This is a genomic window from Pelagerythrobacter marensis (assembly GCF_001028625.1).
GTDB lineage: Bacteria > Pseudomonadota > Alphaproteobacteria > Sphingomonadales > Sphingomonadaceae > Pelagerythrobacter > Pelagerythrobacter marensis.
This window is the reverse complement of record NZ_CP011805.1, coordinates 677112-704074: the sequence shown is the minus strand read 5'-3', so window position 1 is coordinate 704074 and position 26963 is coordinate 677112. Positions and strand designations below refer to the sequence as shown.

The 26963-nt window shown below is 65.2% G+C and carries 23 protein-coding genes and 1 tRNA gene; 10 read left to right on the top strand and 14 right to left on the bottom strand.

Going from position 1 to position 26963, the window contains the following annotated elements; genetic code table 11:
• Positions 1-144: 144 nt before the first annotated feature.
• The 4 genes from AM2010_RS03385 to dgcN all read right to left on the bottom strand — a co-directional run bounded on the left by AM2010_RS03385 (position 145) and on the right by dgcN (position 6829).
• On the bottom strand, positions 145-2988 hold the full coding sequence (locus AM2010_RS03385) for a TonB-dependent receptor domain-containing protein (RefSeq protein ID WP_047805878.1): 2844 nt from the start codon (positions 2986-2988) through the stop codon (positions 145-147).
• A gap of 142 nt (positions 2989-3130) precedes the next feature.
• Complete coding sequence (locus AM2010_RS03380) at positions 3131-4750, bottom strand: N-acyl-D-amino-acid deacylase family protein (protein WP_047805877.1); 1620 nt, start codon at positions 4748-4750, stop codon at positions 3131-3133.
• Between the two features lie 94 nt (positions 4751-4844).
• Positions 4845-5834 (bottom strand): N-acetyl-D-Glu racemase DgcA, encoded by a 990-nt coding sequence (dgcA, locus tag AM2010_RS03375; RefSeq protein ID WP_047805876.1) that lies wholly within the window; start codon positions 5832-5834, stop codon positions 4845-4847.
• Positions 5792-6829: an N-acetyltransferase DgcN gene (dgcN, locus tag AM2010_RS03370; RefSeq protein ID WP_047805875.1), complete on the bottom strand. Its 1038-nt coding sequence runs from the start codon at positions 6827-6829 to the stop codon at positions 5792-5794. Before dgcN ends, dgcA begins: the two co-directional genes overlap by 43 nt.
• Before the next feature lie 211 nt (positions 6830-7040).
• Between dgcN and AM2010_RS03365 the strand changes: the two genes are divergently transcribed.
• From AM2010_RS03365 to AM2010_RS03355, 3 genes are all read left to right on the top strand, one after another.
• A complete protein-coding gene (locus AM2010_RS03365) occupies positions 7041-8342 on the top strand; it encodes an MATE family efflux transporter (protein ID WP_053043891.1) in 1302 nt (433 codons plus the stop codon).
• A 98-nt stretch (positions 8343-8440) separates the two neighbouring features.
• Positions 8441-10120: an energy-dependent translational throttle protein EttA gene (gene ettA, locus AM2010_RS03360; RefSeq protein WP_047805874.1), complete on the top strand. Its 1680-nt coding sequence runs from the start codon at positions 8441-8443 to the stop codon at positions 10118-10120.
• 409 nt (positions 10121-10529) lie between these two features.
• Positions 10530-11465, top strand: a complete 936-nt coding sequence (locus tag AM2010_RS03355; protein ID WP_047805873.1) for an RcnB family protein — start codon at positions 10530-10532, stop codon at positions 11463-11465.
• 87 nt (positions 11466-11552) lie between these two features.
• Here AM2010_RS03355 and AM2010_RS03350 read toward each other — a convergent pair whose 3' ends face one another.
• Positions 11553-12110, bottom strand: a complete 558-nt coding sequence (locus AM2010_RS03350; protein WP_047805872.1) for a cytochrome b — start codon at positions 12108-12110, stop codon at positions 11553-11555.
• 88 nt (positions 12111-12198) lie between these two features.
• On the opposite strand from AM2010_RS03350, the gene AM2010_RS03345 reads away from it, so the two are divergent.
• Complete coding sequence (locus AM2010_RS03345; protein ID WP_047807657.1) at positions 12199-12867, top strand: prolyl hydroxylase family protein; 669 nt, start codon at positions 12199-12201, stop codon at positions 12865-12867.
• Positions 12868-12899: 32 nt separating this feature from the next.
• Here the strand turns inward: AM2010_RS03345 and AM2010_RS03340 are convergent, their stop codons facing one another.
• Positions 12900-14528, bottom strand: a complete 1629-nt coding sequence (locus AM2010_RS03340; RefSeq protein ID WP_047805871.1) for a lysine--tRNA ligase — start codon at positions 14526-14528, stop codon at positions 12900-12902.
• Between the two features lie 113 nt (positions 14529-14641).
• Positions 14642-15310 carry a hypothetical protein gene (locus AM2010_RS03335; RefSeq protein WP_047805870.1) on the bottom strand — a complete coding sequence of 223 codons (669 nt, stop codon included), beginning with the start codon at positions 15308-15310 and terminating at the stop codon, positions 14642-14644.
• Positions 15311-15451: 141 nt separating this feature from the next.
• On the opposite strand from AM2010_RS03335, the gene AM2010_RS03330 reads away from it, so the two are divergent.
• Positions 15452-18202 carry an ATP-dependent DNA helicase gene (locus AM2010_RS03330; RefSeq protein ID WP_047805869.1) on the top strand — a complete coding sequence of 917 codons (2751 nt, stop codon included), beginning with the start codon at positions 15452-15454 and terminating at the stop codon, positions 18200-18202.
• On the top strand, positions 18199-18726 hold the full coding sequence (locus tag AM2010_RS03325) for a SixA phosphatase family protein (protein WP_047805868.1): 528 nt from the start codon (positions 18199-18201) through the stop codon (positions 18724-18726). The genes AM2010_RS03330 and AM2010_RS03325 overlap by 4 nt, the downstream gene beginning before the upstream one ends.
• Positions 18727-18739: 13 nt before the next feature.
• On the opposite strand, the gene AM2010_RS03320 is transcribed toward AM2010_RS03325, so the two are convergent.
• From AM2010_RS03320 to grxC, 4 genes are all read right to left on the bottom strand, one after another.
• Positions 18740-18816: transfer RNA gene (locus tag AM2010_RS03320), tRNA-Arg, on the bottom strand.
• 40 nt (positions 18817-18856) lie between these two features.
• Positions 18857-19318 carry a DUF1178 family protein gene (locus AM2010_RS03315; protein WP_047805867.1) on the bottom strand — a complete coding sequence of 154 codons (462 nt, stop codon included), beginning with the start codon at positions 19316-19318 and terminating at the stop codon, positions 18857-18859.
• A 10-nt stretch (positions 19319-19328) separates the two neighbouring features.
• Complete coding sequence (locus AM2010_RS03310) at positions 19329-20156, bottom strand: carbon-nitrogen hydrolase family protein (RefSeq protein WP_047805866.1); 828 nt, start codon at positions 20154-20156, stop codon at positions 19329-19331.
• Complete coding sequence (grxC, locus tag AM2010_RS03305; RefSeq protein WP_047805865.1) at positions 20153-20416, bottom strand: glutaredoxin 3; 264 nt, start codon at positions 20414-20416, stop codon at positions 20153-20155. The genes AM2010_RS03310 and grxC overlap by 4 nt, the downstream gene beginning before the upstream one ends.
• A 169-nt stretch (positions 20417-20585) precedes the next feature.
• Here grxC and AM2010_RS03300 point away from each other — a divergent pair, with 169 nt between their 5' ends.
• Positions 20586-21086: an Hsp20 family protein gene (locus tag AM2010_RS03300; RefSeq protein WP_047805864.1), complete on the top strand. Its 501-nt coding sequence runs from the start codon at positions 20586-20588 to the stop codon at positions 21084-21086.
• Between the two features lie 454 nt (positions 21087-21540).
• On the opposite strand, the gene AM2010_RS03295 is transcribed toward AM2010_RS03300, so the two are convergent.
• Positions 21541-23175 carry a CTP synthase gene (locus AM2010_RS03295; RefSeq protein ID WP_047805863.1) on the bottom strand — a complete coding sequence of 545 codons (1635 nt, stop codon included), beginning with the start codon at positions 23173-23175 and terminating at the stop codon, positions 21541-21543.
• A gap of 91 nt (positions 23176-23266) precedes the next feature.
• Positions 23267-23641, bottom strand: coding sequence for a preprotein translocase subunit SecG (gene secG, locus AM2010_RS03290; RefSeq protein ID WP_047805862.1), 375 nt, complete (start codon positions 23639-23641; stop codon positions 23267-23269).
• 151 nt (positions 23642-23792) lie between these two features.
• On the opposite strand from secG, the gene AM2010_RS03285 reads away from it, so the two are divergent.
• Positions 23793-25217 (top strand): glutamate ligase domain-containing protein, encoded by a 1425-nt coding sequence (locus AM2010_RS03285; protein WP_047805861.1) that lies wholly within the window; start codon positions 23793-23795, stop codon positions 25215-25217.
• Here AM2010_RS03285 and AM2010_RS03280 read toward each other — a convergent pair.
• The gene (locus AM2010_RS03280) at positions 25214-26155 is read right to left on the bottom strand and encodes a DUF808 domain-containing protein (RefSeq protein ID WP_047805860.1); all 942 of its coding nucleotides are present in this window, start codon (positions 26153-26155) and stop codon (positions 25214-25216) included. The genes AM2010_RS03285 and AM2010_RS03280 overlap by 4 nt on opposite strands.
• Positions 26156-26370: 215 nt before the next feature.
• Between AM2010_RS03280 and rpsF the strand changes: the two genes are divergently transcribed.
• On the top strand, positions 26371-26736 hold the full coding sequence (gene rpsF / locus AM2010_RS03275) for a 30S ribosomal protein S6 (protein WP_047805859.1): 366 nt from the start codon (positions 26371-26373) through the stop codon (positions 26734-26736).
• Positions 26736-26960 (top strand): 30S ribosomal protein S18, encoded by a 225-nt coding sequence (rpsR, locus tag AM2010_RS03270; RefSeq protein WP_047805858.1) that lies wholly within the window; start codon positions 26736-26738, stop codon positions 26958-26960. Before rpsF ends, rpsR begins: the two co-directional genes overlap by 1 nt.
• Positions 26961-26963: the final 3 nt, after the last annotated feature.

The following is a 26963-nucleotide window of genomic DNA, read 5'->3' as shown; positions in this document are numbered from 1 at the left end:
GTCAGCAAGCTGCTGTCTGAGAAGGATAAATCAGGATGCCGTCCGCAACCAGACTCTAAAGGGGCCTTCTCACCCACCATGCGCAAAAAAAAAAAGGGGGCGGACAATGCCGCCCCCCAGGCAGGGTAGAACTTTCCCGACAGGCTAGAATTCGATCGACGCACCGATGCGGAACGTGCGCCCCAGAAGGTCGAACAGCGACTGGTTGGTCGCCGGCGTGGCATAGGCGCTGCCTGCCGGGCCGGAGCCGACAACCGGCGGGTCCTTGTCCAGCAGGTTGCTCACCGCGAAAAACAGGCTGAGTTCGGACATGCCGAGGCTGAAGTCGTGATAGACTGAAGCATCGAGATAGAACGCGCCATCGATGTGGTTGGTGTTGATGGTGCGCGCCGTGGCCGACGATTCCGGACAGCCCGACGTGCATTCGACGAAGCTGTTGTCGTAAGTGCCCGAACTGATACCCCGCCCGATCAGGTTCAGGCGCAGCGGCCCGTCGGCATAGCTCGCGATCATGCGATAGACGAACTCCGGATTGCCGTAGGCGCTGTTCTCCCCGACGATATCGACCGCCGGGTCGATTCCGTTGTCCACCGTGTTCTCAAGATAGAGCGTGGCAATGCCACGCAGGGTAAGCGCGCCCGCCCCCAGATCGGTGCGATACGACGTCTCGAAATCGAGGCCGCGGGCTCGCTGCGATGCGAAGTTGAACGGGCTTTCGAAGATTTGCAGGTTGGTCCCGAAGTCGTTCGCCCCGCGCACAATCGCCGCGCAATACTCGCTAACTCCCTCGTGACAGCGATCGATGATCGTCTGGGCATCGAGCGAGTCGATCGCATCCTTGATCTTGATGTCGTAGTAATCGACCGAGGCGGAAAAGCCGGGGAAGAAGCGCGGCTGGACGACGACCCCCACACCCCACTGGTCGGCCTTTTCCGGTTCGAGCCGCGGGTTGCCCGTGCTCGTGCCGGCGAAGGGGGTGGACTGGTTGTTGTTGAACGGATCGAGCACGGTGTTCGTGCGCGTCGAGCCAGCAGTGAACAGCTCCGCCAGATTGGGCGCCCGGATGTCGCGCGAACGGGTGGCGCGGAACCGCAGCCCGTCCATTGGTTCGAAGGTCGCCCCCAGCTTCCAGGTCGTGACATAACCGCTGGTGGAATAGTCGGTCGCGCGGATCGCGCCGTTCACATCGAAACCGTCGAAGATCGGGGCCAGGACTTCCAGGTACCCCTCCGTCACCGAATAGTCGCCGAAACTGGGCAGGTAATTGCCGGTGAACCAGCCCGATTGGTACCGGTCCTCGACATAGCCCGAAACCTCCTCGGTCCGGTGTTCGCCGCCAATCGCGACAGACAGCGGCCCGGCCGGCAGATCGAAGGCGGTGAACGAGAGATTGGCAGCAAAGACGTTCTGTTCGAACCGCTGCTCGCGGTAGAGATCGCCCAGGACCCAGTCGAGCGCCGCGGGATCGGCCACGCCGATACCGAACCGGTTGAGCGGAACGCAGCCATTGTCCGTGTCGGTCAGGCTGGAACGGCACACGATCGTGCCTTCCGCCACGCCCAGCGCGTTGCCTGCCGGTGCGAAAACCGCGTCGGTGGCCAGGGCGAAGCGCGTGTTGTTGGCGATACCCAGCGCCTCTTCCCGCGTATTGGCAATGCCCTTCTGGTAATAGACGTCCCAGCGGGCGACATCGGCGAACAGCGGGAACTCGCCGTTCGCGCCGACGACGTAACGCTGCACTCCGCGCGTTGTGCGATTGGTGCGCACGCCGAGGTCGGCGTTGGTCGTGCCGAAGCGGAACGAGGTTTCGTTGGCGGCCAGCAAGGCGCTGCGCACTTCATCGGGCAGGAAGGCATTGTCGGCCTGAATGGTGACATTGCCCTGGTTGCGGTGAATACCCAGTTGGCCCTGGTTGACCGAGCGGGCATAGCTGCCCTGGGCAAAGACGCTGAGCCAGGGCGCGACTTCATAACTGATCCGGCCGAAGATGCTCTTGCGGTTTTCTTCCGGGTCCAGCGACTGGGTGTCGTTCACCTGGGTCATGGCCCAGTCCCCGCCGATGATCCACGGGTTGACGACCGTCCCGAAATCGAACTGGCCGATCGCGCCGCCCTGCCCGAAGTAGAGGCCGCGCAGCGGACCATCGGTGATCAGCCCGCCCGGAGTCGCGAGGCTGAGCCCGGCCTGGTCGGTGATCAGCCGCTCCGGCTCGCCGTTGCCCGGGGCGTATGCGGGGTTGTTGATCTGGTACCAGCCCTTGTCGTTCCAGTCGCGCGGCACGCCGTGCAGGCCATCCTTCACCGCCAGCTCGCCGTTCAGCAGGATATGCCCGCGCCCGTCGGCAAAGGGGGTGCCGAAGGTCAGGTCAAACCGGTAATTGGGCGCGTCGCCATAAGTGGTGATGCCCGCTTCGGCCCCGGCCTTTATGCCGGTGTAATCCTCGTCGAGGATGAAGTTCACGACGCCGGTAACGGCGTCGGACCCGTAAGCGGCCGATGCGCCGCCGGTAACCACCTCGACCCCGGAAATCAGGCCCTGGGGGAATGTGTTTACATCGACCTGGCCGCCCAGCGCCGATCCGACCGACCGCTGCCCGTTGAGCAGCACCAGCGTGCGATTGGTGCCGAGGCCGCGCAAGTTGATCGTGTTGAGGCCCGAAGTGCCCGCGCTCATCGACAGGTTCGAACTGGCTGGGGTGGAGCTGCCGATGACCGACGGAATCTGGTTCACGAAATCGGCGATATTGGCAGGCGCGGTGGCCTCGATATCCTCGGCCTGGAGCACCGTCAGCGGGGTCGGCGCGTTATAGCCGTCGCGCTGAATGCGCGAGCCGGTGACGACGATCAGTCCCTCGCCCGTGTTTGCGGCCTGCGCGGCCTGGTCGGGTGCCGCCTCCACTGTCGGGGCGGTGTCCTGTGCCTGGGCCATCGATGCGCACAGGAGGCTGCCCGCCAGTGCGATATGCGAAGTGATCAGTTTTCCCGTCATGTTTTTTCCCTTCAATATGGGCCTCGCGCACAGCCTCGGGCGCCAGGCTTTTCGACCTTTTCCGGTCCGCCTCTCTCCGGGCGGGTTCCGAGCATCCTCTGATGGACCGCCGCCTTTGGTGGCGACGTCTTTCGCCGCTGCCCTATGGTGCCGGGCAGTTCGTGCTCTTCGATTGTCGCGGCAGTGGGCGCCCTGCCGCCTTGCCGGTCGGCGCGCCTTCGTCGAGCGCAAGAACGCCGTTGATCACCACGGTCCGGACCCCGGTGGAAAACAGCGTCGGTTCGAGGAAGGTGGCACGCGGCGCATAGGCTTCGGGATCGAACACCACGACATCGGCGAAGGCGCCTTTGCTCAAGGTGCCGCGGTCTTCGATCGAAAAGGCCCTGGCCGGAACGACCGTGCTTTGATCAATGAATTGCCTCAGGTCGATGACCTGCCGTTCGCGCACGTAAGTGTCGTACTTGCGCGCGTAGCTGGCGTAATAGCGCGGGTGTCCCGCCGACGCGTCCGAACTGGTCATGACCCAGGGCTGCACCATGAAGGCGGCGATATCCGCTTCGTCCTGATTGAACGAGGCCACGCCCGCTTCCGCACGGCGCAGGACGTCGATCGCCGCCTGCACCGGGTCGCCGCCCGCCGCGGGGGCGAGATCTTCCAGCGTCTTGCCCAGCACGTCAGCCGGGCCACGGGTGATCAGCAGCGAGGCGGGCCCGCCGCGGCGGCGCATGTTCTCGGCCATTTCGCTGCGGATACGCGCCATCTGGTCCGGGTCGTCGAAACGGGCCAGCATCGCCTCGCGCCCGCCGTCCTGTGCCCAGCGCGGCATCAGCGCGGCCGAAAGCCCGGTGCCCGATGCAGGCCAGGGATACTGGTCGGCATGGACTACCTGTCCGTTGGCCCGGGCGGTCTCGACCGCCTCGATCACCGCGCCGGCCTGCCCGTGAACGTCCACGCCCAGCGCCTTGATATGCGCGATATGGACCGGGATGCCGGCATGCTTGCCGATGTCGATCGCCTCGGCCACCGCGCCGGCCAGCCCGATCGTGTAGCTCGATTCGTCGCGGATATGGCTGTCGTAGATGCCGCCGTGCCGCGCGGCGGCCCTGGCCAGGGCCACGACCTCGCCTTCCTCGGCATAGCTTTGCGGGGCGTAGAACAGCCCGGTCGAAAGACCGAGCGCGCCCTGGCACATCGCCTGGTCGGTCAAGGCGACCATTTCGGCCAGCTCGGCCTGCGTGGGCGGGCGATCGTCGCTGCCGATCACTTCGCCGCGCAAGGCGCCAAGCCCGACGTACGTGGCGAAATTGACGCCGTAGTCGCGCCCGCTATCCTCGCCGAAGGTGACCGCGACATCCGGATCGCCCCGGCCGTCTACTCCGATGAAGGCCGTGGTCACCCCCTGGGTGATGAAAGGCAGCACCAGTCGCGCGGCCGGGATGTCCGACATCAGGGCATCGTCGGCATGGGTATGCGGATCGATAAAGCCGGGGGCGACGATCATGCCCTCGGCGGGAATGGTCCGTTGCGCGGTATGGGGGTATTGCGGGCCGGCATAGACGATCCGGTCGCCCGTTATGGCAATATCGCCCGTGAAGGGATCGCCCCCGCCGGGATAGATCGTGCCGCCGGTAATCAGAAGATCGGCGGGCGCGCCATCGTCCTGCCCCTGCCTGGCTTGCGCCGCGGCGGGCGCGGCCAGCACCAGTGCGGCGCCAAGCAGCCCGGCGACTCTGCCTGCAAAGTTCGCTTGCGTATCTTTCATTCCGCCCTCCGTTTGTTACAGCATTATTGCGAAAGTGACCCGTCGCGGGAACACCCCCGGCAATCGTATTCGCAGCGCAGGATATAACCCCAGGCTATATCTCGCCCCAGAATCCGGGTTCGGCCGGTGTCATCACACCGCCAGCTTCGCTCACCCCGCCCGGCAGATCCTCCGCCAGCCAGGTCGGTCCGTCGAGATCGACGAAGCCGCAATGCTGCGCCACGATCATGGCCGGCATGATCGACAGCGAACTGGAAACCATGCAGCCGATCATCAGCCGGATATCGACCTGCCGCGCCGCCTCCATCATCGCCAGGGCCGTCGTCAGCCCGCCGGTCTTGTCGAGCTTGATGTTCACGACGTCGTAACGCCGGGCGAGATGGGCGAGATCGCCGGTCACGTGGCCCGATTCGTCGGCCGCCAGGGGCACCCGGCGCGCGAAGCCTTCCAGCGCCTCGTCGCAATCGGCGGACAACGGCTGTTCCAGCAGATCCACCCGCAAATCGGCCAGGGCGTCCTGCCAGCCGGCGAGCTGCGCGATCGTCCAGCTTTCGTTCGGGTCGACGATCATCCTCGGCCCCGGCGCTACCTCGCGCACCGCGCGCACGGCATCGACGGGGTCTTCGGCATCGACCTTGACCTTCAGCAGCGGCACCTGGCTGATTGCGGCCGCCGCCCGCGCCATCGCGGCGGGCGTGTCGAGGCTGATCGTCATCGCGGTCGGCACCGGCTTCAACGGCCCCCAGCCCAGCGCGTCGGTGATCGACCGCCCGGCGATCCGCGCCTCCAGGTCCCACAGCGCGCAGTCCAGCGCGTTGCGGGCGGCACCCGGCGGCATGATCTCGATCAGGCGATCGCGCCCTGTCCCGCGCTCGATCTCCTCCCGCACGGCCTCGACCTGATGCAGCACGCTCTCGATCGATTCGCCGTAGCGGGCATAAGGCACGCTTTCGCCGCGGCCGACGTGGCCGCCCCCCGCGATCTCCACTCGCACCGTATCCGCCGCGGTCTTGACCCCGCGCGAGATACGAAACGGCCGGTTCAGGCGGAACGGGACGTGCCGGGCAGAGAGCTGGCGAAGCATTCGTCGATCCTGTCTACGATGAGGTCCGCGCCGTGCGCGTAGGGGTCGGTGCAGGGCAGCCCGGTGGCGTCCGCCGTGCGCGCGCACAAGTCGCGCGCCTCGTCCGCCGGAAGAGCGGAAGTGTTGAGCGCCACGCCCACCGGGACAACGGCCGGATTGGTCAGGCGCGCCACCTGCAGGTTGGCCGCGATCGCGTCTTCCAGCGCTGGCACGGCGAAATGCGGCAGGCCGCGCATGTGTTCACGCACCGGATCGTGACAGATCACGATCGCATCGGGCTGCGCGCCGTGCAGCAGGCCGGTGGAAACCCCCGCGAACGAGGGGTGGAACAGCGATCCCTGCCCCTCGATCAGGTCCCAGCCGCCATCGTGCCGTTCGGGCGAAAGCTGCTCGATGGCGCCCGAGATGAAATCGGCGATCACGGCATCGAGCGGCACACCCGAACGGGCGATCAGGATGCCCGTCTGCCCGGTCGCGCGGAAATCGGCACGATAGCCGCGCGCGCGCATCGCCTTTTCCAGGCACAGCGTCGTGACCATCTTGCCGACCGAACAATCGGTGCCGACCGTCAGCAGGCGCTTGCCGGCGCGCGCGCGGCCATTGCCCACTTTCAGATCGGAGGCCGGATCGCGCACGTCGATCAGCGCGCGCCCGTTGCGCTCCGCCGCCTCGACCAGGCGGGGCACGTCGCGCAGGCGGCCGTGCAGGCCGGCAGCGATGTCGAGCCCGGCATCCAGCGCTGCCTCGGCATCGCGCACCAGTTCTTCGTTGAGCGCGCCGCCCGCGCTCGCCACGCCGAGCACCAGAGTCTTCGCGCCCGCGGCGACCGCTTCGGCAAAATCCATTCGCGGCAGGCCGAGGGTGAGGTTGCCGGGCGGGCGCGAGAATTCGCCGACGCAGTCTTCGGGACGGAACATGGCGACCCCGCGCGAGGTCTTGATGGACAATGGGTCCGCGGTCGATCCGAGATAGAGAAAATAAGGTGCGCGTATCATCTTGATTACCGTTGCTGGGGCTCTAGGCACACAACTTGGCAGCCTTCGCCGGACAGGTCTTATCGCTTAAGGCTGCCCGGTTATAACCGTTGGCTATGATGCCGGTGCGATCGCGACGACGGCGGCCGGCCGCGGCAACAAGGGAGCAAGGTCCATTTCCGCTGATCCACCCGCCCCCGCTGCCCGCGGCCGCCCTGCGCTCGATACGCGGGTGATCTGGGCGATCGCCCTGCCCGCGATGGTCACCAATGTGGCAACCGCGCTGATCGGGCTGGGCGACATGTGGATTGTCGGGCGGCTTGACGATGCCGCGACGCAGGGTGCGGTCGATGTCGGGGCGCGGCTGTTCGCCATGCTGTTCACGGTGATGAACTTCCTCAAGATGGGCACGACCGGCCTTGTCGCCCAGGCGGGCACGCGCAGCGGGACGGCGGAACAGGCCGCGATCCTGCTGCGCGGGGCAACCATCGGCCTGGCCATCGCCGCCGCGCTGCTGCTGGCCAAGCCGCTGCTGATGCCGGCCCTGCTCGACGCGCTCGGCGCGCGCGGCGAAGTGCTGGGCGCGGCGCGGACATATGCCGATATCCGATACTGGTCGGCCCCCGGCGTGATGCTAAACCTCGCGCTCGTCGGCTATCTCGTCGGACAACGGCGAATGGCCGCGGTGCTGGCGATCGAGGTCTTCTACAACCTGCTCAACGTCGCGCTCGGGCTGTGGTTCGTGCTTGGCCTCGACATGGGGATCGCCGGGGTCGGCTGGTCGAGCTTCATTGCCGAATATGCGAAGCTCGCGGTTCTGGCCGCTTTCGTCACACGCGGCAGCCACGGGGCCGCTCTGCTCGCCGCTGCGCGCGAGAAGGCCGTGCTGCGCTGGGCCAGCCTGCACCCGTTCCTGACGCTCAACCGCGACCTGTTCCTACGCACCGTGGTGCTGATGATCGCGCTCGCCGCGCTCACCCGCCTGAGCGCGGAGCGCGGGCCGGTCGTGCTGGCAGCCAATGGCATTCTCTATCAGATGTTCGTCTTCACCGCGTTGCTGCTCGACGGGTTCGAAAACGCGGCGCAAGTGCTGAATGGGGAGCGGCGCGGCGCCGACGACCGCGCAGGCTTTGGCGCCTATATCCGCGCGATCCTGATCCGCGGAATGGGCGCGGCGGCGCTGGTCGCGCTGGGTTTCGCGCTGCTGGCAGACCCGATCCTGTCCAGTTTCGCCGCAACCCCCGCAGTGGCACGGGCAGCGCAGGAACAGGCGATCTGGCTGGTCCTGATCCCCTTCGCCGGGGTTGCAGGCTTTGTCTTCGATGGCGTGTTCGTGGGTGCGAGCTGGACGCGGGCCCTGCTCCTTTCCATGCTGGGCGCCAGCGCCGTCTATGCCCTGACGCTGTGGTTCGCCTGGCCCCACGGCAACTGGGGCCTGTGGCTCGCCTTCACCCTGTTCCTGGTCGCCCGCGCCGCTTTTCAGGCTGCCATGCTGCCGTTCCTGCTGCGTCGCGGCTTCCCCGCCGGGGGCTGACCGCGGCAAGGCGTGGAAGTGCGGCTTGCCCGCGCGCGCGGCAGGCCCTATCTGCGCGCGAAACTCCGAAACCCCGCGAATTTTCCGAAGGACGACTGATGGCCGCCCAATACGCATTCGTCATGAAGAACATGACCAAGACTTTCCCCGGCGCGCCCAAGCCGGTGCTGTCCGACATCAACCTGCAATTCTATCAGGGCGCGAAGATCGGCATCGTCGGCCCCAACGGTGCGGGTAAATCCACCCTGATGAAGATCATGGCCGGGATCGACACCGATTTTACCGGCGAGGCATGGCCGGGCGAGAACATCACTGTCGGTTACCTGCCGCAGGAACCGCATCTGGACGAGAGCAAGACCGTTCTGGAAAACGTGCGCGACGGCGCGCGCGAAGTGGCCGACATGGTCGAACGGTTCAATGCGATCAGCGCGGAAATGGGCGATCCCCAGGACGACACCGATTTCGACGCCTTGATGGAGGAGATGGGCACCCTTCAGGAAAAGATCGACGCGGTCGACGGGTGGACGCTCGACAACCAGCTCGAAATCGCGATGGAGGCGCTGCGCTGCCCGCCGCGCGACTGGCCCGTCACCGATCTTTCGGGCGGTGAAAAGCGCCGCGTCGCCCTCACCCGTCTGCTGATCCAGAAGCCTTCGATCCTGCTGCTGGACGAACCGACCAACCACCTCGACGCGGAATCGGTCGAATGGCTGGAAAACCATCTGAAGGAATATGCCGGCGCGGTGCTGATGATCACCCACGACCGGTACTTCCTCGATCACGTCGTCGGCTGGATTCTGGAACTCGATCGCGGGTCCTACTATCCTTACGAAGGCAATTATTCGACGTACCTGGAAAAGAAGGCCAAGCGGCTGGAGCAGGAAAACCGCGAGGAATCGGGCCGCCAGAAGGCGCTCAGCCGCGAGCTGGAATGGATCAGGCAGACGCCCAGCGCGCGCCAGACCAAGTCCAAGGCACGTATCCGCAAGTTCGAACAGCTCCAGGATGCGCAGGACGGGCGCAAACCCGGCAAGGCGCAGATCGTCATCCAGGTGCCCGAACGGCTCGGCGGCAAGGTGATCGAGGCGAAAGGCATTTCGAAAGCTTACGGCGACAAGCTGCTGTTCGAAGATCTTTCCTTCATGCTGCCGCCGGGCGGCATCGTCGGCGTGATCGGCCCCAACGGCGCGGGTAAATCGACGCTGTTCCGCATGATCACCGGGCAGGAAACGCCCGACAGCGGCACGATCGAAATCGGCGACACCGTCCACCTGGGTTATGTCGATCAAAGCCGCGACGATCTGACCGCCAAGAACAACGTGTGGGAAGAGATTTCCGACGGGCTCGATTACATGAAGGTCAATGGCCACGACGTGTCCACCCGCGCCTATGTCGGCGCGTTCAACTTCAAGGGGCAGGACCAGCAGAAGAACGTGGGCAAGCTCTCGGGCGGTGAACGCAACCGGGTGCACATGGCCAAGATGCTGAAGCAGGGCGGCAACGTCCTGCTGCTGGACGAACCAACCAACGATCTCGACGTCGAAACGCTGGGCGCGCTGGAAGAGGCGATCGAAAACTTCGCCGGTTGCGCCGTGGTTATCTCGCACGACCGCTTCTTCCTCGATCGCCTGGCGACGCACATCCTCGCGTTCGAAGGCAACAGCCATGTCGAATGGTTCGAAGGCAACTTCGAAGCTTACGAGGAAGACAAGCGCCGCCGCCTGGGCGACGCCGCCGACCGCCCGACCCGGCTGGCGTACAAGAAGCTGACGCGCTGACACAGTGACGTTCTGCGGCGGGCCGGGTGCCCGCCGCAGCCTTTCGGGCGGCGGGGGTCGGCTGCGCGGCAGAAACCGTTTTCCTACACCCCTCGCGCTGATCTAGGCTTCCCGCCATGACCGGCCGCGTTTCTCTTTCCAGCACTTTCGGCGTTCATCGCCGCCATTCGGGTCCGATTGTTCGCATCCGGCGGTTTTCTTCCCCTGGACAGTGTAACATGCGGTCCATGTGTTGCTGGCGAGCGACGAAGCGAGTGCATTCGTTCAGGCCCTTGCGCGCGAACCTGAACAAAAGCCTGCACGAGCGGTTCAGTTCGCGGTCATTCGCTTCATCGTACAAACGCCTCATTATAGCAGAGGGGCCGTTGTTGGTGGGCGCGGCGTTTCTCGATCGAACGGAGAGCCGCATATGACATTTGGACAATTCCTGAAGGGGAGCGCACTGACCGGCCTGGCCGGCGCGATGGCGCTGACCGCCCTTCCCGCCCCGACATTCGCCGCCGAAGCGGCCGAACAGCAGCGGGCGCAGCGTGACCGCGGCGAACGCCAGCAGGCCCGGCAGCAACGCCGCCAGGTGCGCAGCGAACGCAGTTCGCAGCGGCGCGAGGCCCGCACGCAGCGGACGGAGCGTCGCAGTGAACGCGCCGGCTTGCGCAGCCTGACGCAGCGCAGCCGCGAACGGCGCGAAGCCAACGCCGCGCGCCAGACCGTGTCACGGCAACGCGCAGCCCAGCAACAGCGTGAGCGCCAGCGCACCGAACGAGCGAGCGAGCGTCGCCGCGAGCAGGCTCGCGACCGGCGCGACAACCGGCGCGACCGGAACGAGAATCGGCGTGATCGCTGGGAAGACCGGCGCGACAATCGCCAGGATCGCAACGAAAACCGTCGCGATCGCTGGGAAGATCGCCGCGATAACCGCCGGGACCGCAACGACAACCGCCGTGATCGGTGGCAGGATCGCCACGACAATCGCAGGGACCGGAACGACAACCGTCGCGATCGCTGGGAACGCCGGGCCGACAATCGCAACCATCGCGCGTGGAACCGCACCTGGCGCAAGAACAACCGGTACAACTGGCATCGCTATCGCGCGGCCAACCGGCACGTCTATCGCCCCGGCCGCTATTACGCGCCCTATCGCGGCTATCGCTACAGCCGCCTGAGCATCGGCCTTCATCTTGGCAGTGTGTTCTACAGCAACCGGTACTGGATCAACGATCCATGGCAGTATCGCCTGCCGCCGGCCTACGGCCCCTATCGCTGGGTCCGCTATTACGACGATGTCCTGCTGGTGAACACGTACAACGGCCAGGTCGTCGATGTGATCTATGACTTCTTCTGGTGATGCGTTTCCCGTCACCGGGGTTCCTCAGCCCGGTGACCCTTTGCAAACCCCCGCCAGCAATCTGGCGGGGGTTTTTTGCGTGTATCGTCAGGCGCGCGGGCGGCCGAAGGGGAGCATGCGAAACAGGTTCCCGTCGCGGTCGACCAGGGTGTGCTTCAGCGCGCCGAGTATGTGCAGCCCCGCCAGCAGCAGCAGGGCGATACCCGCCGCGGCATGGAGGCCGAAGATCGCGCTCGCCCCTTCCGGGTCTGCTGCAACGGGCAGCGCGGGCAGTGCGAAGATGCCGAACACGTCCACCCCGTTGCCGTACTTCGACATGGCGTACCAGCCTGCCAGCGGCATCACGATCAGCAGGATGTAGAACAGCGTATGCGTCGCCTTCGCCAGCCAGCGTTCCCACGCCGCCAGATCGCTCGCAAGGGGTGGGTTCGGCTGCACCAGGCGCCAGGCCAGACGCGCCAGGACCAGCAGCAGCACGATTACGCCGAGGGAGAAATGGTTGCCCATGATTTCCCGCCCCGCAGTCTCGGACGCGGCGTTCTCCCCCGCCACCGCCAGGCGCCATTGCGCGATCACCCCGATCGCGATCAGCCAGTGCAGGGCCATCGCCACAATCGGATATCGGCGTGCGGGAACATCGTTCATCGCGTCTCTCCTCCCAAAATCTCGTTTCGAACGGGCGAGCCCGTTCCCCCTCTTGAAGCACAATCTGGCGCTGATAGGAAAGCGTGCAATGACCAGGACCGCAACGATTCCCGACAAGGACGCGCTCAAACGCGTAGGCGCATCCGTACGCAAGCGGCTCGAAGCCGATCCGCAAGCGTACAAGGTGCCGACCGACAAGGCCGAAATCTACGCCTTCGGCCAGTTTCTCAGCACGGCGGAATGCCAGCGGCTGATCCTGATGATCGACGCCGTGGCCCAGCCCAGTACACTGTTCGACGCCGATTATTCGACCGGTTTTCGCACGTCCTATTCGGGCAACCTCGACCCGCGCGACCCGTTCATCGCCGGCATTTCCCGACGGATCGACGACGCCCTGGGCCTGAAACCGGAAACCGGCGAGGCGATTCAGGGCCAGCGCTATATGCCCGGCCAGCAGTTCAAGCCGCACAACGACTGGTTCTATACGACCGAGGATTACTGGAAATCGGAACGCAAGCGGGGCGGCCAGCGGTCATGGACGGCAATGGCGTTCCTCAACGCAGTGGAAGCCGGCGGAGAGACGCATTTCACCGAAGTCGGCATCAAGATCCCGCCCAAACCCGGCGTGCTGCTGACCTGGAACAACGCCTTGCCCGATGGTTCGCCCAACGACGACACGATTCATGCAGGTACGCCGGTGGAACAGGGCGTGAAGTACGTCATCACCAAATGGTATCGCACCCGCAAGTGGGGCTGATGGCGGCTGCGCTGCGCGGCTGACGATACCTGTCAGACGCGGCCCAGCGCTTCCGCAATCAGCTTGCGCGTGCCGTCGATGCCGTAAAGCGCGATGAAGCTGCCCATGCGCGGCCCCTGGCTCGACCCGAGCAGGGTTTCGTAAAGCGCACGGAACCAGTCGCGCAGGTTTTCGAAGCCGAATTCCTCCTGCTTGCCGATCTCGTAAACGATCGTCTGCAATTCTTCCGCCCCGGCATCGGCCGTCACCATTTCCAGCGCCATGTCGAGCGTTCTGAGCGCCGCCGCTTCGTTTGCTGCCGGCGCTCGGCGAACCAGCGTAGGGGCGATGAAGTCGCGGCTATATGCGAGCGCCGCGTCGACCAGCTGATCCAGTTCAGGCAGCTTTGCGGGGTCCGGGTCGTCGATGTAGTTGCCGAGGTAGGACCAGACTTGATCGCGGGTCGCCCCGGCGCCAAGCACACCGACGAGATTGAGCAGCAGCCCATAGGTTACCGGCAGCCGCTCCCCCGCCCCCGGCGCGCCGGCACCGTCGAAGCCGCCATTGGCACGCAGCAGGTGCCAAGCGGGGTTGCCCAGCTGCTTGTCGAGCGGCTGTTCCGCCAGGCGTTCGCGAAACTGCCAGTAATCGTCCACCGCCCGCGGGATTACCCCGACATGGAGCTGCTTGGCGCTCTTCGGATTGGGGAAGATGTAGAAACCGAGGCTCTCTTCGCTGCCGTAAGTCAGCCATTCCTCGATCGTCAGGCCATTGCCCTTCGATTTGGAGATCTTCTCCCCATTGGCATCGAGGAACAATTCGTAGATCAACCCTTCCGGCTTGCGACCACCGAGAACCTGAACAATCTTGCCCGATTGGGTGACGCTGTCGGTCAGATCCTTGCCGCACATTTCGTAATCGACGCCCAGCGCATACCAGCGCATCGCCCAGTCGACTTTCCACTGCAGCTTGGCCTTGCCGCCCAGCGCCGATTGCTCGACGGTCTGGCCATTCTCGTCCGCGAACCGCACGATACCCGCTTCGGCATCGACGACCTCCACCGGAACCTGCAACACCGCGCCAGTGGCCGGGCTGATCGGGAGGACGGGCGAATAGGTCTTGCGCCGTTCCTCGCGCAGGGTCGGCAGCATGATCGCCAGAATATCGTCATACTTGCGCAGGACCTGCTTCAGCGCATCGTCGAAAGCGCCGGAATTGTAGCGGTCCGACGCGGAAACGAATTCGTAGTCGAAGCCGAAACGGTCGAGAAATTCGCGCAATTTGCGATTGTTGGTCCCCGCAAAACTGTCGTTCGATCCGAAAGGATCGGGAATGCGGCTGAGCGGCATACCGAGATGCCGGGTCAGCATATCCTTGTTCGGCACGTTGTCGGGCACTTTGCGCAGGCCATCCATGTCGTCGCTGAATGCGACCAGCCGCGTCTTCCCGTCTTCGGGTCGCGCGCCGATCAGCGCCTCATATGCGCGGCGCACCAGTGTGGTGCGGAGAACTTCCTGAAACGTGCCGATATGCGGCAGGCCGGACGGGCCGTATCCCGTTTCGAACAGCACCGGTGCGCCGCCCGGCTTGCCATCGGGATAGCGTTTGAGCAGCTTCTGCGCCTCCTGGAACGGCCAGGCCTTGGACACGCGGGCGGCTTCAATAAGGGTCTGCTCGGTCATGATGCCGCCTCTTGCCGAAGCCGCCCCATGTTGCAAGCGCGAAGGGCACAGCGAAAAGGGGCGCCTCGCGCGAGACGCCCCTTCCCTGCGACCCTGACGGGTTGTGAACTAGTTCATACGGACTCGGTACGCCGCCGCACCCATACCATTGCCGCCACGGCCAGGGCGATAGGTATGAGACCGGCCAGCGCCAATGCGATCAGGCCCAGCCATCCCATTTCCGCAGCATCATCCGCCGCTGGGCCAGCCGGAGTGTCGGGCATAGCCGTTGGGGCCGCGGGTTCCGGCGGGGCAAGCATGGAGGGCCCTTCGCTCTGCGCAATCGCTGTGCTGGCGGCGATCACGGCCGGGCGATTCGCCGGCACGCCGCGCTGGGCACGCGGGCTGTCGGCAACGACCGGAACATCGGAAGGGCCGGTCGTCGCCGCGTTATCCGGGGACGGTGCATCTTCAGGTCTGACGCCCGGTGGCGGAAGCTGGATCACCACCGGATTGCGTACCCGCTGGGAAGCGTCGAGCGGAAGGGGAACAATGTCCGTATCGGGCACTTCGGGCGAAGGCGGGACATCGACCGGCAATCGCAGGACGATCCCGTGCGTTGCAGGGTCTGCGCCAGCGCCGCCGGCTGCCGGCTCCGTCTGCGCCCAGGCGACCGCGCCTGTACCGAACGCGAAGATCGCGATCGTCGCAAATGCAGCATGGCGGAAATGGCGATCGTTCGCGGTCATGACATAACGATAACGCAGCAGGAAATTGCCGTGTTCCCCGTTTCGTGAAAACAATCGCTCGACCTTCCGCATTTATCGGAACCTGTGCCTCCGGTACCATACGCAGCGACACAATTCCGCAAAGGTTCGGCAAGAGCGGAATCGGACGGTTAGGCCCTTGTTTACTTTCCGTTCCGGCTGCCGCATCGTCATCCGATGCCCCCACCGGTGACCCTTCCCGCGCTTCACGCGAGCCATGCCGGAACCTGGCTGCGCCAGGCGGAGGGCCCGACGCAAGGCTGCTCCAAGGGGGAAGCTATCACGGTTGCAGCCGATACGCCGGTGCTTCTGCTCAACGCGCCACTGGTCGCGAACCGGCTGGGCTATCCCGACCTGTCGGGTCTGGATCTGCTGGAACTGTTCGCATTCGTCCATCCGGCCCGCTTTTGCGTCCCCACGCCGAAGGGGCTGGCCCATGCGCTGGGCCTGGCCGAGCCGGAGGCGGATGACGCAATTCCGCAGCTCCTCCAGCAGGCGGCCGGCGTGTTGTTTGCAACCTGTTCCGATGCGGCCTGGGCAGAACGCGAAGGCGCCTGGTCGACCCTGCAATCGCTGGTCCGGTTGCGCTGGCCCTGGGCACAGGTTCTCTCCGCCCATATCGCCCGCCCGGAGCGCGCGGAGAAATGGCTGTTTTCACGCTTGCCGGAATGGGAGGAAACGCCCGAACGCGCCGCCCCTGGCCAGGTGCTGATCGAAGAGGCCGAAATCGAAGGGCAACTCGCCCATCTCACGGGCGCGGACGCGGAACGGCGCGATGGGCAGCACCTCTATGCACGCGAAGCAGGCAAGATCTTCGCGCCGCGCGCTGGCCGGGGTGCGCCGCACGTGCTGCTGGCGCAGGCGGGAACGGGGATCGGCAAGACCTTGGGTTACCTCGCGCCGGCGTCGCTATGGGCGGCGGCCGCGCGCGGCACGGTGTGGGTTTCGACTTATACCAAGAATCTGCAGCGCCAGCTGCGCGCCGAAAGCCGCCGCGCATGGCCCGAACGGCGAGCCGACGACACGCAACCGGTGGTGGTGCGCAAGGGGCGGGAAAACTACCTCTGCCTGCTCAATCTGGAAGATGCTTTGCAGGGCGGCTTCGGCGGAAGGGCGGCGATTCTGGCGCATCTGGTGGCTCGCTGGGCCGCCTATAGTCGGGATGGCGACATGATCGGCGGGGATCTGCCCGGCTGGCTCGGCACTCTGTTCCGCAAGCGCGGGATCGCTGCACTGACCGATCAGCGCGGTGAATGCGTTTACGCCGGGTGCCCGCACTATCGGAAGTGCTTTATCGAACGTGCCGCGCGCGCTTCGGCCCAGGCCGATCTGGTGATCGCCAATCATGCGCTGGTGATGATCAACGCCGCGCGCGCCGGATTCGGACCGGGCCGCGACCAGGCACAGCGCCCGACACGGATCGTTTTCGACGAAGGGCACCATGTCTTCGACGCTGCCGACAACACTTTTGCAGCCGCACTGACCGGGCAGGAAGCGATTGAGCTGCGGCGCTGGATCGTCGGGCCGGAACGCAAGAACCGCGGGCGCCGCCGGGGGCTTGCCGCGCGCCTGGCCGATGTCGCCAGTTACGATGAAACGGGCGGCGAAGCGGTAGAGGCCGCGCTGGAGGCGGCACAGGCCCTCCCCTCCGACGGGTGGCTGCAACGGCTGCACGATGGGGAGCCCTATGGCCCGCTCGAGGCGCTGCTCGCCGCAGTGAGAAGCTGCGTCTATGCCCGCGACGAGAGCGGCGGGCAGGAAGCGGGCTACGGCATCGAAACCGAAGCTGCCGGCTTGCCCGGCAACGTGATCGAAGCCGCCCAGGCCGCGCGATCCGCACTTGTCGCGATCCGTCAGCCTCTGGCGAAACTCGGCGCGCGGCTGGAATCGATCGTAGAGGATGGCCCCGACTGGCTCGACGGTCAGGGCCGCGCCCGAATCGAAGGCGCCCGCCATTCGCTCGCCTGGCGGGTCGATCTGATCCAGGCATGGGAAGCGCTGCTCGATCGGCTGGGCGGCCCCGGTGATCCCGAATTCGTGGACTGGCTCGCGGTCGATCGCAGCCCTGCCGATCACGGCGCGCGCGAATTCGACGTCGGCATTCACAGGCGCTGGCTCGACCCGATGAAGCCGTTCGCACAAGTCGTGCTGCAACCGGCGCACGGGGTCATGCTGACCAGCGCCACCCTGCGCGATGGCGACGATTGGGACAGCGCGATTGCCCGTTCGGGCGCACGGCATATCGAAGTGGAACCACTGCGCGCCCAGGCCGACAGTCCGTTCGACTACGCCTCGCGCGCAGAGGTGTTGATCGTGACGGACATCAAACGCGGCGATCTGCCCGGGCTGGCAGGCGCCTACGCCCGGCTGATAGAGGCTGCTGGCGGCGGAGTGCTGGGCCTGTTCACCGCGGTCAGGCGGCTGCGCGCGGTTCATGGGCGGATCGCGGACCGGCTGGCGCGCGCCGGCTTGCCGCTATATGCCCAGCACGTCGATCCGATCGATACCGGCACCCTGGTCGACATATTTCGTGACGATCCGGTCGCCAGCCTGCTGGGCACCGACGCCCTGCGTGACGGGGTGGACGTTCCGGGGCGTTCGCTGCGCTGCGTCGTCATGGAACAGGTGCCCTGGCCCCGGCCCGACATCCTCCACCGCGCCCGGCGCGCGGCGAATGGCGGTTCGGCCTATGACGACCGGATTATCCGCGCCCGGCTGTCGCAGGCATTCGGCCGGTTGATCCGTTCGAAAGACGACAGCGGGCATTTCGTCGTGCTATCGTCGGCCTTTCCCAGCCGGCTCCTTTCGGCCTTCCCCGCCGGCACGCCTGTCATCAGGCTGACGCTGGCGGAAGCTTTACAACGTGTGGCCACCGGTGCTTCAGGGACCGGGGCAGAGTGTCAGACAGAGGATTGCCAACCGTCGTGAAGATCCTGGGATTGCTGCGCCACGCCAAGTCGGAATGGGACGATGTGGGCAAGCGCGATTTCGATCGCGGTCTCAACCACCGCGGCCGCAAGGGCGCGCGCCTGATCGGCCGCCATATCGCCGATCACGGCACGGATTGGGAAACGGTGCTCGCCAGCCCGGCAGAGCGCGTTCGCCGCACGCTGGAAGCGGCACTGCCCCAGGCGGAACCGGTGTTCGACAAGCGGCTCTATCTCGCGGAAGGCGAAACCATTCTCGATGTCGTGCGCGAACATGGCGGCAGTGCCCAAAGCGTGCTCGTCGCCGGGCACAACCCCGGGCTGCAGGAAACGCTGTTCGCGCTGGTCCCGCCATCGGCCGAAGACCGGCTGTTCGACGAAGCGGCAACCAAATACCCGACCGCCACCTTTGCAGTGTTCGAACTCGATATCGACGATTGGGCCGACCTGCGCCCCGATTGCGGGCGTCTGGTCCACTTCACCCGCCCCCGCGACCTCGACCCGGCACTCGGCCCGGAGAGCTGATCGGCCTGGCAAATGGTGCGCCCGACAGGATTCGAACCTGTGGCCCCCGGATTAGGAATCCGATGCTCTATCCTACTGAGCTACGGGCGCACGCGGCACGCCGTTTAGGGGACGTGGCGCGGGCTGGCAATCAGTTGAGTTCGTCCGGCTCCGCCACCGGGAATGGCAGGGGCGCGACCGAGATTCCTTCGTCCAGCAGTTCCTGCGCTTCCTTCAGCGTGGCCTTGCCGTGGATCGCCTCCAGATCCTTCTCGCCATAGTGCATGGCGCGCGATTCTTCGGCGAAGCCATCGCCCACCCACTTGCTGTTTTCCAGCGCTTTGGTCTGCGCATTGGCGAGCGCTTCCATCGCCTTGCGCACTTCCGCGGGTATCTTGCCCCCCGCAACCTGCCGCGTCGGTGCCGGCTCGTTCGCGCGGCGGTTTCCCTTTACTGGCACGGCAGGTGCCATCGGTGCCTTCGCGACTTCGGACGAACCGCATTGCGGGCAGGTGACCAGGCCGCGGGAATGCTGGTCGGAAAAATCGCCGGACGAACCGAACCAGCCTTCGAAACGGTGGCCTTCGGCGCAAGAGAGGTCGAATACGATCATGACGGCGGCGCTAGTCAGGTATTTTGCGGCGATTGGCAAGGCTCGGCACTTGCTGCCGCACGTCGGTGATCCGCTGGCGGTCGATCTGCGCAAATCCCAGTCCTGCGTCGTCTCCGCCCATGTCGAGGAGGACTTCGCCCCAGGGGTCCACGACCAGGCTGTGGCCGTATGTACGCCGACCGTCGGCGTGTTCGCCCACCTGCGCCGCAGCCACGACGAAGGCGCTCGCTTCGATCGCGCGCGCGCGCTGGAGAACATGCCAGTGCGCCCGGCCCGTGGGGACGGTGAAGGCTGCCGGAACCGCGATAACGTCGCACGCCGCGTTCCCCAGTGCCTCGAACAGGGCCGGGAAACGAAGATCGTAGCAGATGGCCAGGCCCAATCGCCCAACCGGGCTTTCGGCGGTCACGACGGCATCTCCTGGCCGATAGGCGTTCGATTCGCGCCAGCTTTCGCCGCTGGAGAGGTCGACATCGAACATGTGCATCTTGTCGTACCGAGCGGCGATGGCCCCGTCCGGTCCGATCAGAAAGCTCCGGTTTGCCCAACGCGCACCGTCGTCGGCCCCGTCGAGCGCAATGGCCAGCGATCCCAGCGCCACCCAGATGCCCTGTTCCGCCGCCGCCTCGCGCACGGCGGCCAGCACGCAATCGTCGCCTTCCGGCGCAATGTTCTGCTGCGCCCGGCGGCGATCGCGGTCGAGTAGGCCCGACATTTCGGGCGTGAAGAGCATTTCCGCTCCCCCACGCTTCGCCTCACGGATAGCATCGACGATCGCGGCGGCATTGTCGACCGGCGCGATGCCCGAAGTCATCTGGAGAACCGCGATCCGGGTCATCCGGCGAGCAGGCCGTCCAGTTTGCCCTCGCGTTCGAGCGCGTGAAGTTCGTCCGATCCGCCGACATGCGTGCTGCCGATGAAAATCTGCGGCACGGTGCGTGCGCCGGGCGCGCGAGCGACCATTTCCTCGCGCTTCGGACCGCCCATCGTGATGTCGTATTCGGTGTAGTCGACACCCTTTTCATCGAGCAGGCGCTTGGCGCGGAAACAGTAACCGCATCCGAACTTGGTATAGATATCGACCTGGGGCGTTGCCATTGAATAACCTCGATTTCTGCCGCTGCGTGGAGCCACTTGAACGGCCCGCAGCAGATCCTATCTGACGAATGGAGGACCATGCCGCAATGGATGCGTTCTCCGAATATCGCAGGGCGCCACTTTCCGGGCCCTGCATTGTGTCAAATTGCTCTGAAGAGGATTTGTTTCGATGAATCGTTTTGATTTTACCCCCTATCGCCGTTCGACCGTCGGGTTTGACCGCCTGTTCGACCTTCTGGAACGGCAGGCCCGCAGCAATTCGGGCGACAATTATCCGCCGTTCAACATCGAACGCCGCGGGGAAGACAATTATCGCATCACGCTCGCCGTCGCGGGCTTCCGTTCTGGCGATCTAGACATCACCGCGCAGCAGAACCTGCTCGTGGTTCAGGGCAAGAAGCGTGAGGATGGCGATGACGATGGCGAGATGCTGCACCTCGGCATCGCGAACCGCGGGTTTGAACGACGCTTCGAACTCGCCGACTTCGTCCGGGTCGAAAACGCGCGCCTTGAAGACGGGTTGCTAGCGATTGATCTGGTGCGCGAAGTGCCCGAAGCCATGCGGCCGAAGAAAATCGCCGTTAATGGCCAGAAGACGCTGGAAGTTGTGCGCGACGACGATGCGGACGACAGCAGCGACGATGCAGGCAAGGCTGCCGACGCAGCGTAACTCTCTCGTCTCCGCGACAGAGACGCGAAGCGCACCCATATCCAAACCGGCACCCGCCCCTCGCCTGCTCTGGCAGGCGGGTGGGCGGGGTTCCACAAGGTTTCGGGCGCAATTGCAGCAGATGGAAAATACCCTGCGATTGGGGGCGAACCCGAAAGTCCGCCCCCGCGGCGCGTACGCCGCCTTGTCCCAAGATGTGATCGTCCGGGTCGCAGAAGACGATCACTCCCGGGCCAAGCCGAGTTCTGTCTGACAATTCCTGTGCACGACTCGAACCGCGGAAAATCGCGGATGCCGCAGGGCATCATGCCCCAAAATCAACGAATGTAAAGTCGCGGCGCAAGGATGCTTCGCACGATGTTCCAGAACGGCACGCGAAATTGCGCAGCACGGCGCCGCCCCTTGTCCGCAAGGGATAAATGTCCTGCCGAAACGATCGATCGGCAGCGTCGGATCAGACCAGGCGCGACTGATCCAGAGCTGCCGCGACGAACCCCGCGAAAAGCGGATGCGGATCGAACGGTTTCGATTTCAGTTCCGGGTGGAACTGGACACCAACGAACCACGGGTGATCGGGGCGCTCCACGATTTCAGGCAACAGCCCGTCGGGCGACATGCCGGAAAAGATCAGCCCCCCCTGCTCCAGAGGTTCGCGATAGGCCGAATTGACCTCGTAACGGTGGCGATGGCGTTCGGAAATCCGGGTTTCGCCGCCATAGATGTGCGAGACGCGGCTGTTGCCCGCCAGTCTGGCATCATAAGCGCCCAGGCGCATCGTACCGCCCAGATCGCCATCGGCTTCCCGTTTCTGCAGCCCTTCCTCGCTCATCCATTCGGTGATGATGCCCACCACCGGATCGGTGGTTTCGCCGAACTCCGTCGACGAGGCGGAAGCATGGCCCGCGCTGCGTGCGCCCTCGATACAGGCCATCTGCATCCCCAGGCAGATACCAAAAAACGGCACCTTTCGTTCACGGGCGAAACGGACGCTGGCAATCTTGCCTTCCGATCCGCGCTCCCCAAATCCGCCAGGCACCAGAATGCCATGCAGTGGCTCCAGACGGGCTGCGATTTCCGCGTCGTCTCCTTCGAAGACCTCGGCATCGATCCAGCGGATATTGACCTTCACGCGATTGGCCAAGCCGCCATGAACCAGCGCCTCATTGAGTGACTTGTACGCGTCGGGAAGACCCACGTATTTGCCGACGACCCCGATGGTAACTTCGCCTTCCGGGTTTTCGTACCGGTCGACAATATCGTGCCATGCGGCAAGATCGGGCTCCCGCGCATCCGTGATGCCGAAGCCGCGCAGAACTTCGCTGTCGAGCCCTTCGGCATGGTACTGCAGCGGCACGGAATAGATCGACGGGGCATCCAGCGCCGGGATGACCGATTCCTGTCGCACATTGCAGAACTGCGCGATCTTGCGCCGTTCGCTATCGGGCAATGGATGTTCGCAGCGGCACAGCAGAACGTCGGGCTTGATACCCAGGCTGGCGAGTTCGCGCACCGAATGCTGGGTCGGCTTGGTCTTCAGCTCGCCCGCTGCCGCGATATAGGGCACCAGCGTGACGTGGACGCTGAGCGTCTGATCCGGTTCAAGCTCGTTCCTGAGCTGACGGATCGCCTCCATGAACGGCAGCGATTCGATGTCGCCCACGGTCCCGCCGATTTCGCACAGGATAAAATCGTGATCGCCCTGGTCGGCCAGCGCGAATTCCTTGATCGCGTCGGTCACATGCGGGATCACCTGCACGGTCGCGCCCAGATAGTCTCCGCGCCGTTCGCGCGCGATGATCTGCTGATAGACCCGCCCGGACGTGACATTGTCGCTCTGCCGCGCGGAAACGCCGGTGAAGCGTTCGTAGTGCCCCAGATCCAGATCGGTTTCAGCCCCGTCATCGGTGACGTAGACTTCGCCGTGCTGATACGGGCTCATCGTTCCCGGATCGACATTGAGATAGGGATCGAACTTGCGAATGCGGACTTTGTAGCCACGCGCCTGCAGCAGCGCGCCAAGGCTCGCCGCCATGAGACCTTTGCCGAGCGATGAAACCACGCCGCCGGTGATGAAAATGTACCGCGCCATGGGAGTCGGGCCTTAAGCGTGCGAATGGAGTCGGGGCAAGCGGAATGCGGCAGGCCGGAGCCCGCAATCCACATTTACCGCAATCGGAAGGTTATTCGGTGGCGCCTGCCAGCGGGTCGTCGCTTGCCTCGGCAGGCTGCGCGGCGGGTGCGGCAGGGGCCGGTTCACCGGCCGCCTGACCGAGCGGATCGGCAGGAAGCGAACGATCGAGCGTCGACGTAATGCTGTCCTGCCCGCCCGATTCGGCGGCAATCGCGGCAAGCGCGATCGACAGCACGACGAACGCGACCGCGAGCCATTTCGTGGCGCGCGACAGGAAATCGGCCGCTCCGCGCGCGCTCATCAACCCGGTAGGACTGCCCCCGATACCGAGGCCGCCGCCTTCGGAACGCTGCATCAGCACGACGCCGACCAGAGCCGCGGCGACAATCGCCTGGAGCACGAAGAGGAAAATGAACAGGGACATCTATCAATCTCGATCCGCTTGCCGGCGTTCAGCGCGCGGCACATTCTGGCGCGGCATCTAGGGATTGTAGCGCGCCGGGGCAAGGTGGCGATTGTCCGGGCGAAGCCAGCATGCTTGTATCGGCCCGAACAACTGAATACCAACCCGCCCGATGCATGAAATCCCCACTACCGAAGAGCTTTTCGCCCGCCCGTTCTTTTTCTGCGGGATCGGCGGGTCGGGCATGTTGCCCCTTGCCCAGATCGTGAAAGGGCGCGGGGCCGATGTCGGCGGCAGCGACCGCAGCCGCGACCAGGGGCGCACGCCGGACAAGTTCGCCGCGCTCGAAAGCCAGGGCTTCGCGCTATATCCGCAGGACGGCAGCGGAATCGTGTCCGACCGGCAGATACTCGTGGCATCCGCGGCGGTGGAAGACACCGTGCCCGAAATCGTCCGCGCAAACCAAATGGGATGCCTGCGGATGAGCCGTGCGCAGCTCAATTCGATCCTGTTCAACACCGCCGGCGCGGGGCTGGCCGTGGCGGGCACCAGTGGCAAGTCCACTGTCACCGGCATGCTGGGCTGGATCATGCACGCGGCTGGCCGTGACCCGACGGTCATGAACGGCGCGGTGATGAAGAATTTCGTGTCCGACGAACGGCCCAATGCCAGCGCGCTTGTCGGAGGGCGAAGCATCTATGTCAGCGAAGTGGACGAAAGCGACGGATCGATCGCGCTGTACCGCCCGGCGATTGGCGTGCTGCTGAACGTCAGCCTCGATCACAAGGGGATGGACGAATTGCGCCAGCTGTTCGGCGATTTTCTCTCCCGCAGCCGGATCGCGGTAATCAACGCCGACAATGCCGAGGCGCTGGCGCTGCTGCCGCGCGCGAACGAGGTCATCACTTTCGGGATCGAGCAGGACAAGGCGCAAATCGGCATCGTGCCCGGCTCCATCGCCGAAGGGCCGATCCGCCAGGCTGCGCTGGTGATCGATCGCCACGACGGCGCCGAACATGCGCTGACGCTGCATATGCCGGGGCGGCACAACCTCTCGAACGCGCTGGCCGCCATCGCCGCGGCGGCTGCAGCGGGCGTACCGGTGGGCGCAGCGGTTGCCGCCCTCGCGGATTTCCGCGGCCTGGCGCGCCGGTTCGACATGGTCGGCATTTCGGCGAGCGGCATTACCGTGATCGACGATTTCGGTCACAACCCGGAAAAATGCGCTGCCACGCTGCGCACGCTGAAGGCGCACGAAGGCCGGGTGATCGCCTTCTTCCAGCCCCACGGTTACGGCCCCTTGCGGCAGATGGGGAGCGAACTGGCGGAAACCTTTGCCCACGAACTTGGGCCGGATGATCGCACGATCCTGTGCGACCCCGTCTATTTCGGCGGCACGGTCGATCGCAGCGAAGGCAGCGAACGGATTGTCCGCCTGATAGAGGATGCCGGCGGCCAGGCCGAATATATTCCCACGCGCAAGGCCTGCGGCGACCGCATCGCCTCCATCGCGCGGGCTGGCGACCGGGTGGTAATCATGGGCGCGCGCGACGACACCTTGAGCCTGTTTGCGCGCGACGTGCTCTCCCGCCTCTAGTGGCCTTCGCCGAACCGGAACACCTTGTGCAGCACGGTCGCGAGGAGCGCGCCGAGGGCCAGGCCGAACAGCGCCGATAGGCCGGCATACGTCGCCCAGCCCAGAATGCCCGACAAGGCGCCGGTAGCCCGCTCGACCGCATGCTGCACGCCGTGCGCCCAGTCGGCTGGAGCGCCCAGCCCCAGCTCGTCCAGGCCATGCAGAATGATTCCACCACCGACCCAGAGCATGGCGATCGTTCCGATCACCGACAGTGCGGTCAGCAGCTTCGGCATCGCGGCCAGCAGGAATCGTCCGATACGGCGCGAAGCCAACGAGTCCCGCCCTGCCATGTGCAGGCCGACATCGTCCATTTTAACGATCAGAGCCACCGATCCATAGACGACGACGGTTATCACAACCCCGACAAGGGCGAGCACCGCCCCGCGGGTGAAGAGGGTTTCCACCGCCACTTCGTTGAGGGTGATGGCCATGATCTCGGCCGAGAGGATCAAGTCGGTTCGGATCGCGCCCGAAACGCGCCGGTTCTCGAACGCGACCGGGTCCGCAATCGGATCTTCCAGCGTTTCGCCGTGCTTGGCCCCGCCCAGCTTCTCCAGCACTTTTTCCGCGCCTTCGTAGCTGAGGTAAGCCCCGCCGAGCATGAGGACGAAGATGATCGCCGCCGGCAGGAATTCGCTGAGCAGCAGGGCGCCGGGCAACAGGATCAGCAGCTTGTTCTTCAGGCTGCCCTTGGTGATCTTCCAGATAATCGGCAGTTCGCGCGCGGGGGAAAGCCCGGTGACATACGATGGGGTGACCGCCGCATCGTCGATCACCACGCCTGCTGCCTTGGTTCCCGCGCGGCTGGCCGCGACGCCCACGTCGTCGATCGAAGCCGCTGCGGTTCGGGCGATCACTGATACATCGTCAAGCAGGGCAACAAGACCGCCGGGCATGGAACCTCCTGTTTCGCAAGTGCTTGCGTCGCACTGCCGCGAGCGCGCATGGCGCACAAGCCCAACCTTTGCCTTGCATTCCGCGCCCACGGCGCTATGTGCCCGCCTTCCCCGCGCCGGACGTAGTGCCGGTGGGGAAACGAAGAAAGCCGGAGGGGCCCCGCAATCCCGCGGATCAGCCAGCGATCGGCATTGCAGAGTGAAGGAAGCGAAGCATGGCTCTCTACGAGCATGTCTTTCTCGCGCGGCAGGACCTGAGCCAGAGCCAGGTCGACGCGCTGGCGGCAACCGCCACCGAAATCGTCGAACAGAACGAAGGCAAGGTCACCAAGACCGAAACCTGGGGGCTGAAGAGTCTCGCGTACAAGATCGACCGTAACCGCAAGGCGCATTTCGTCCTGCTCAACATCGAAGGCCCCGGTGCCGTGGTGGAAGAGCTGGAGCGCCAGACCCGCATCAACGAAGACGTCATCCGCTACATGACCATTCGCGTCGACGAACACGAAGGCGGCCCCAGCGTGATGATGCGCAAGAGCGACCGCGACCGCAAGCGTCGCGCCGACCGTGAGGAGCGCGACTGATGGCCCGTCCGTTTTTCCGCCGCCGCAAGTCCTGCCCCTTCGCGGGCAAGAATGCGCCGACCATCGATTATAAGGACGTGCGCCTGCTCCAGGGTTTCATGTCCGAACGGGGCAAGATCGTCCCCAGCCGTATCACCGCAGTCAGTGCCAAGAAGCAGCGCGAACTCGCCAAGGCGATCAAGCGTGCGCGTCACATCGGCCTGCTGCCCTACGTCGTGAAGTGAGGG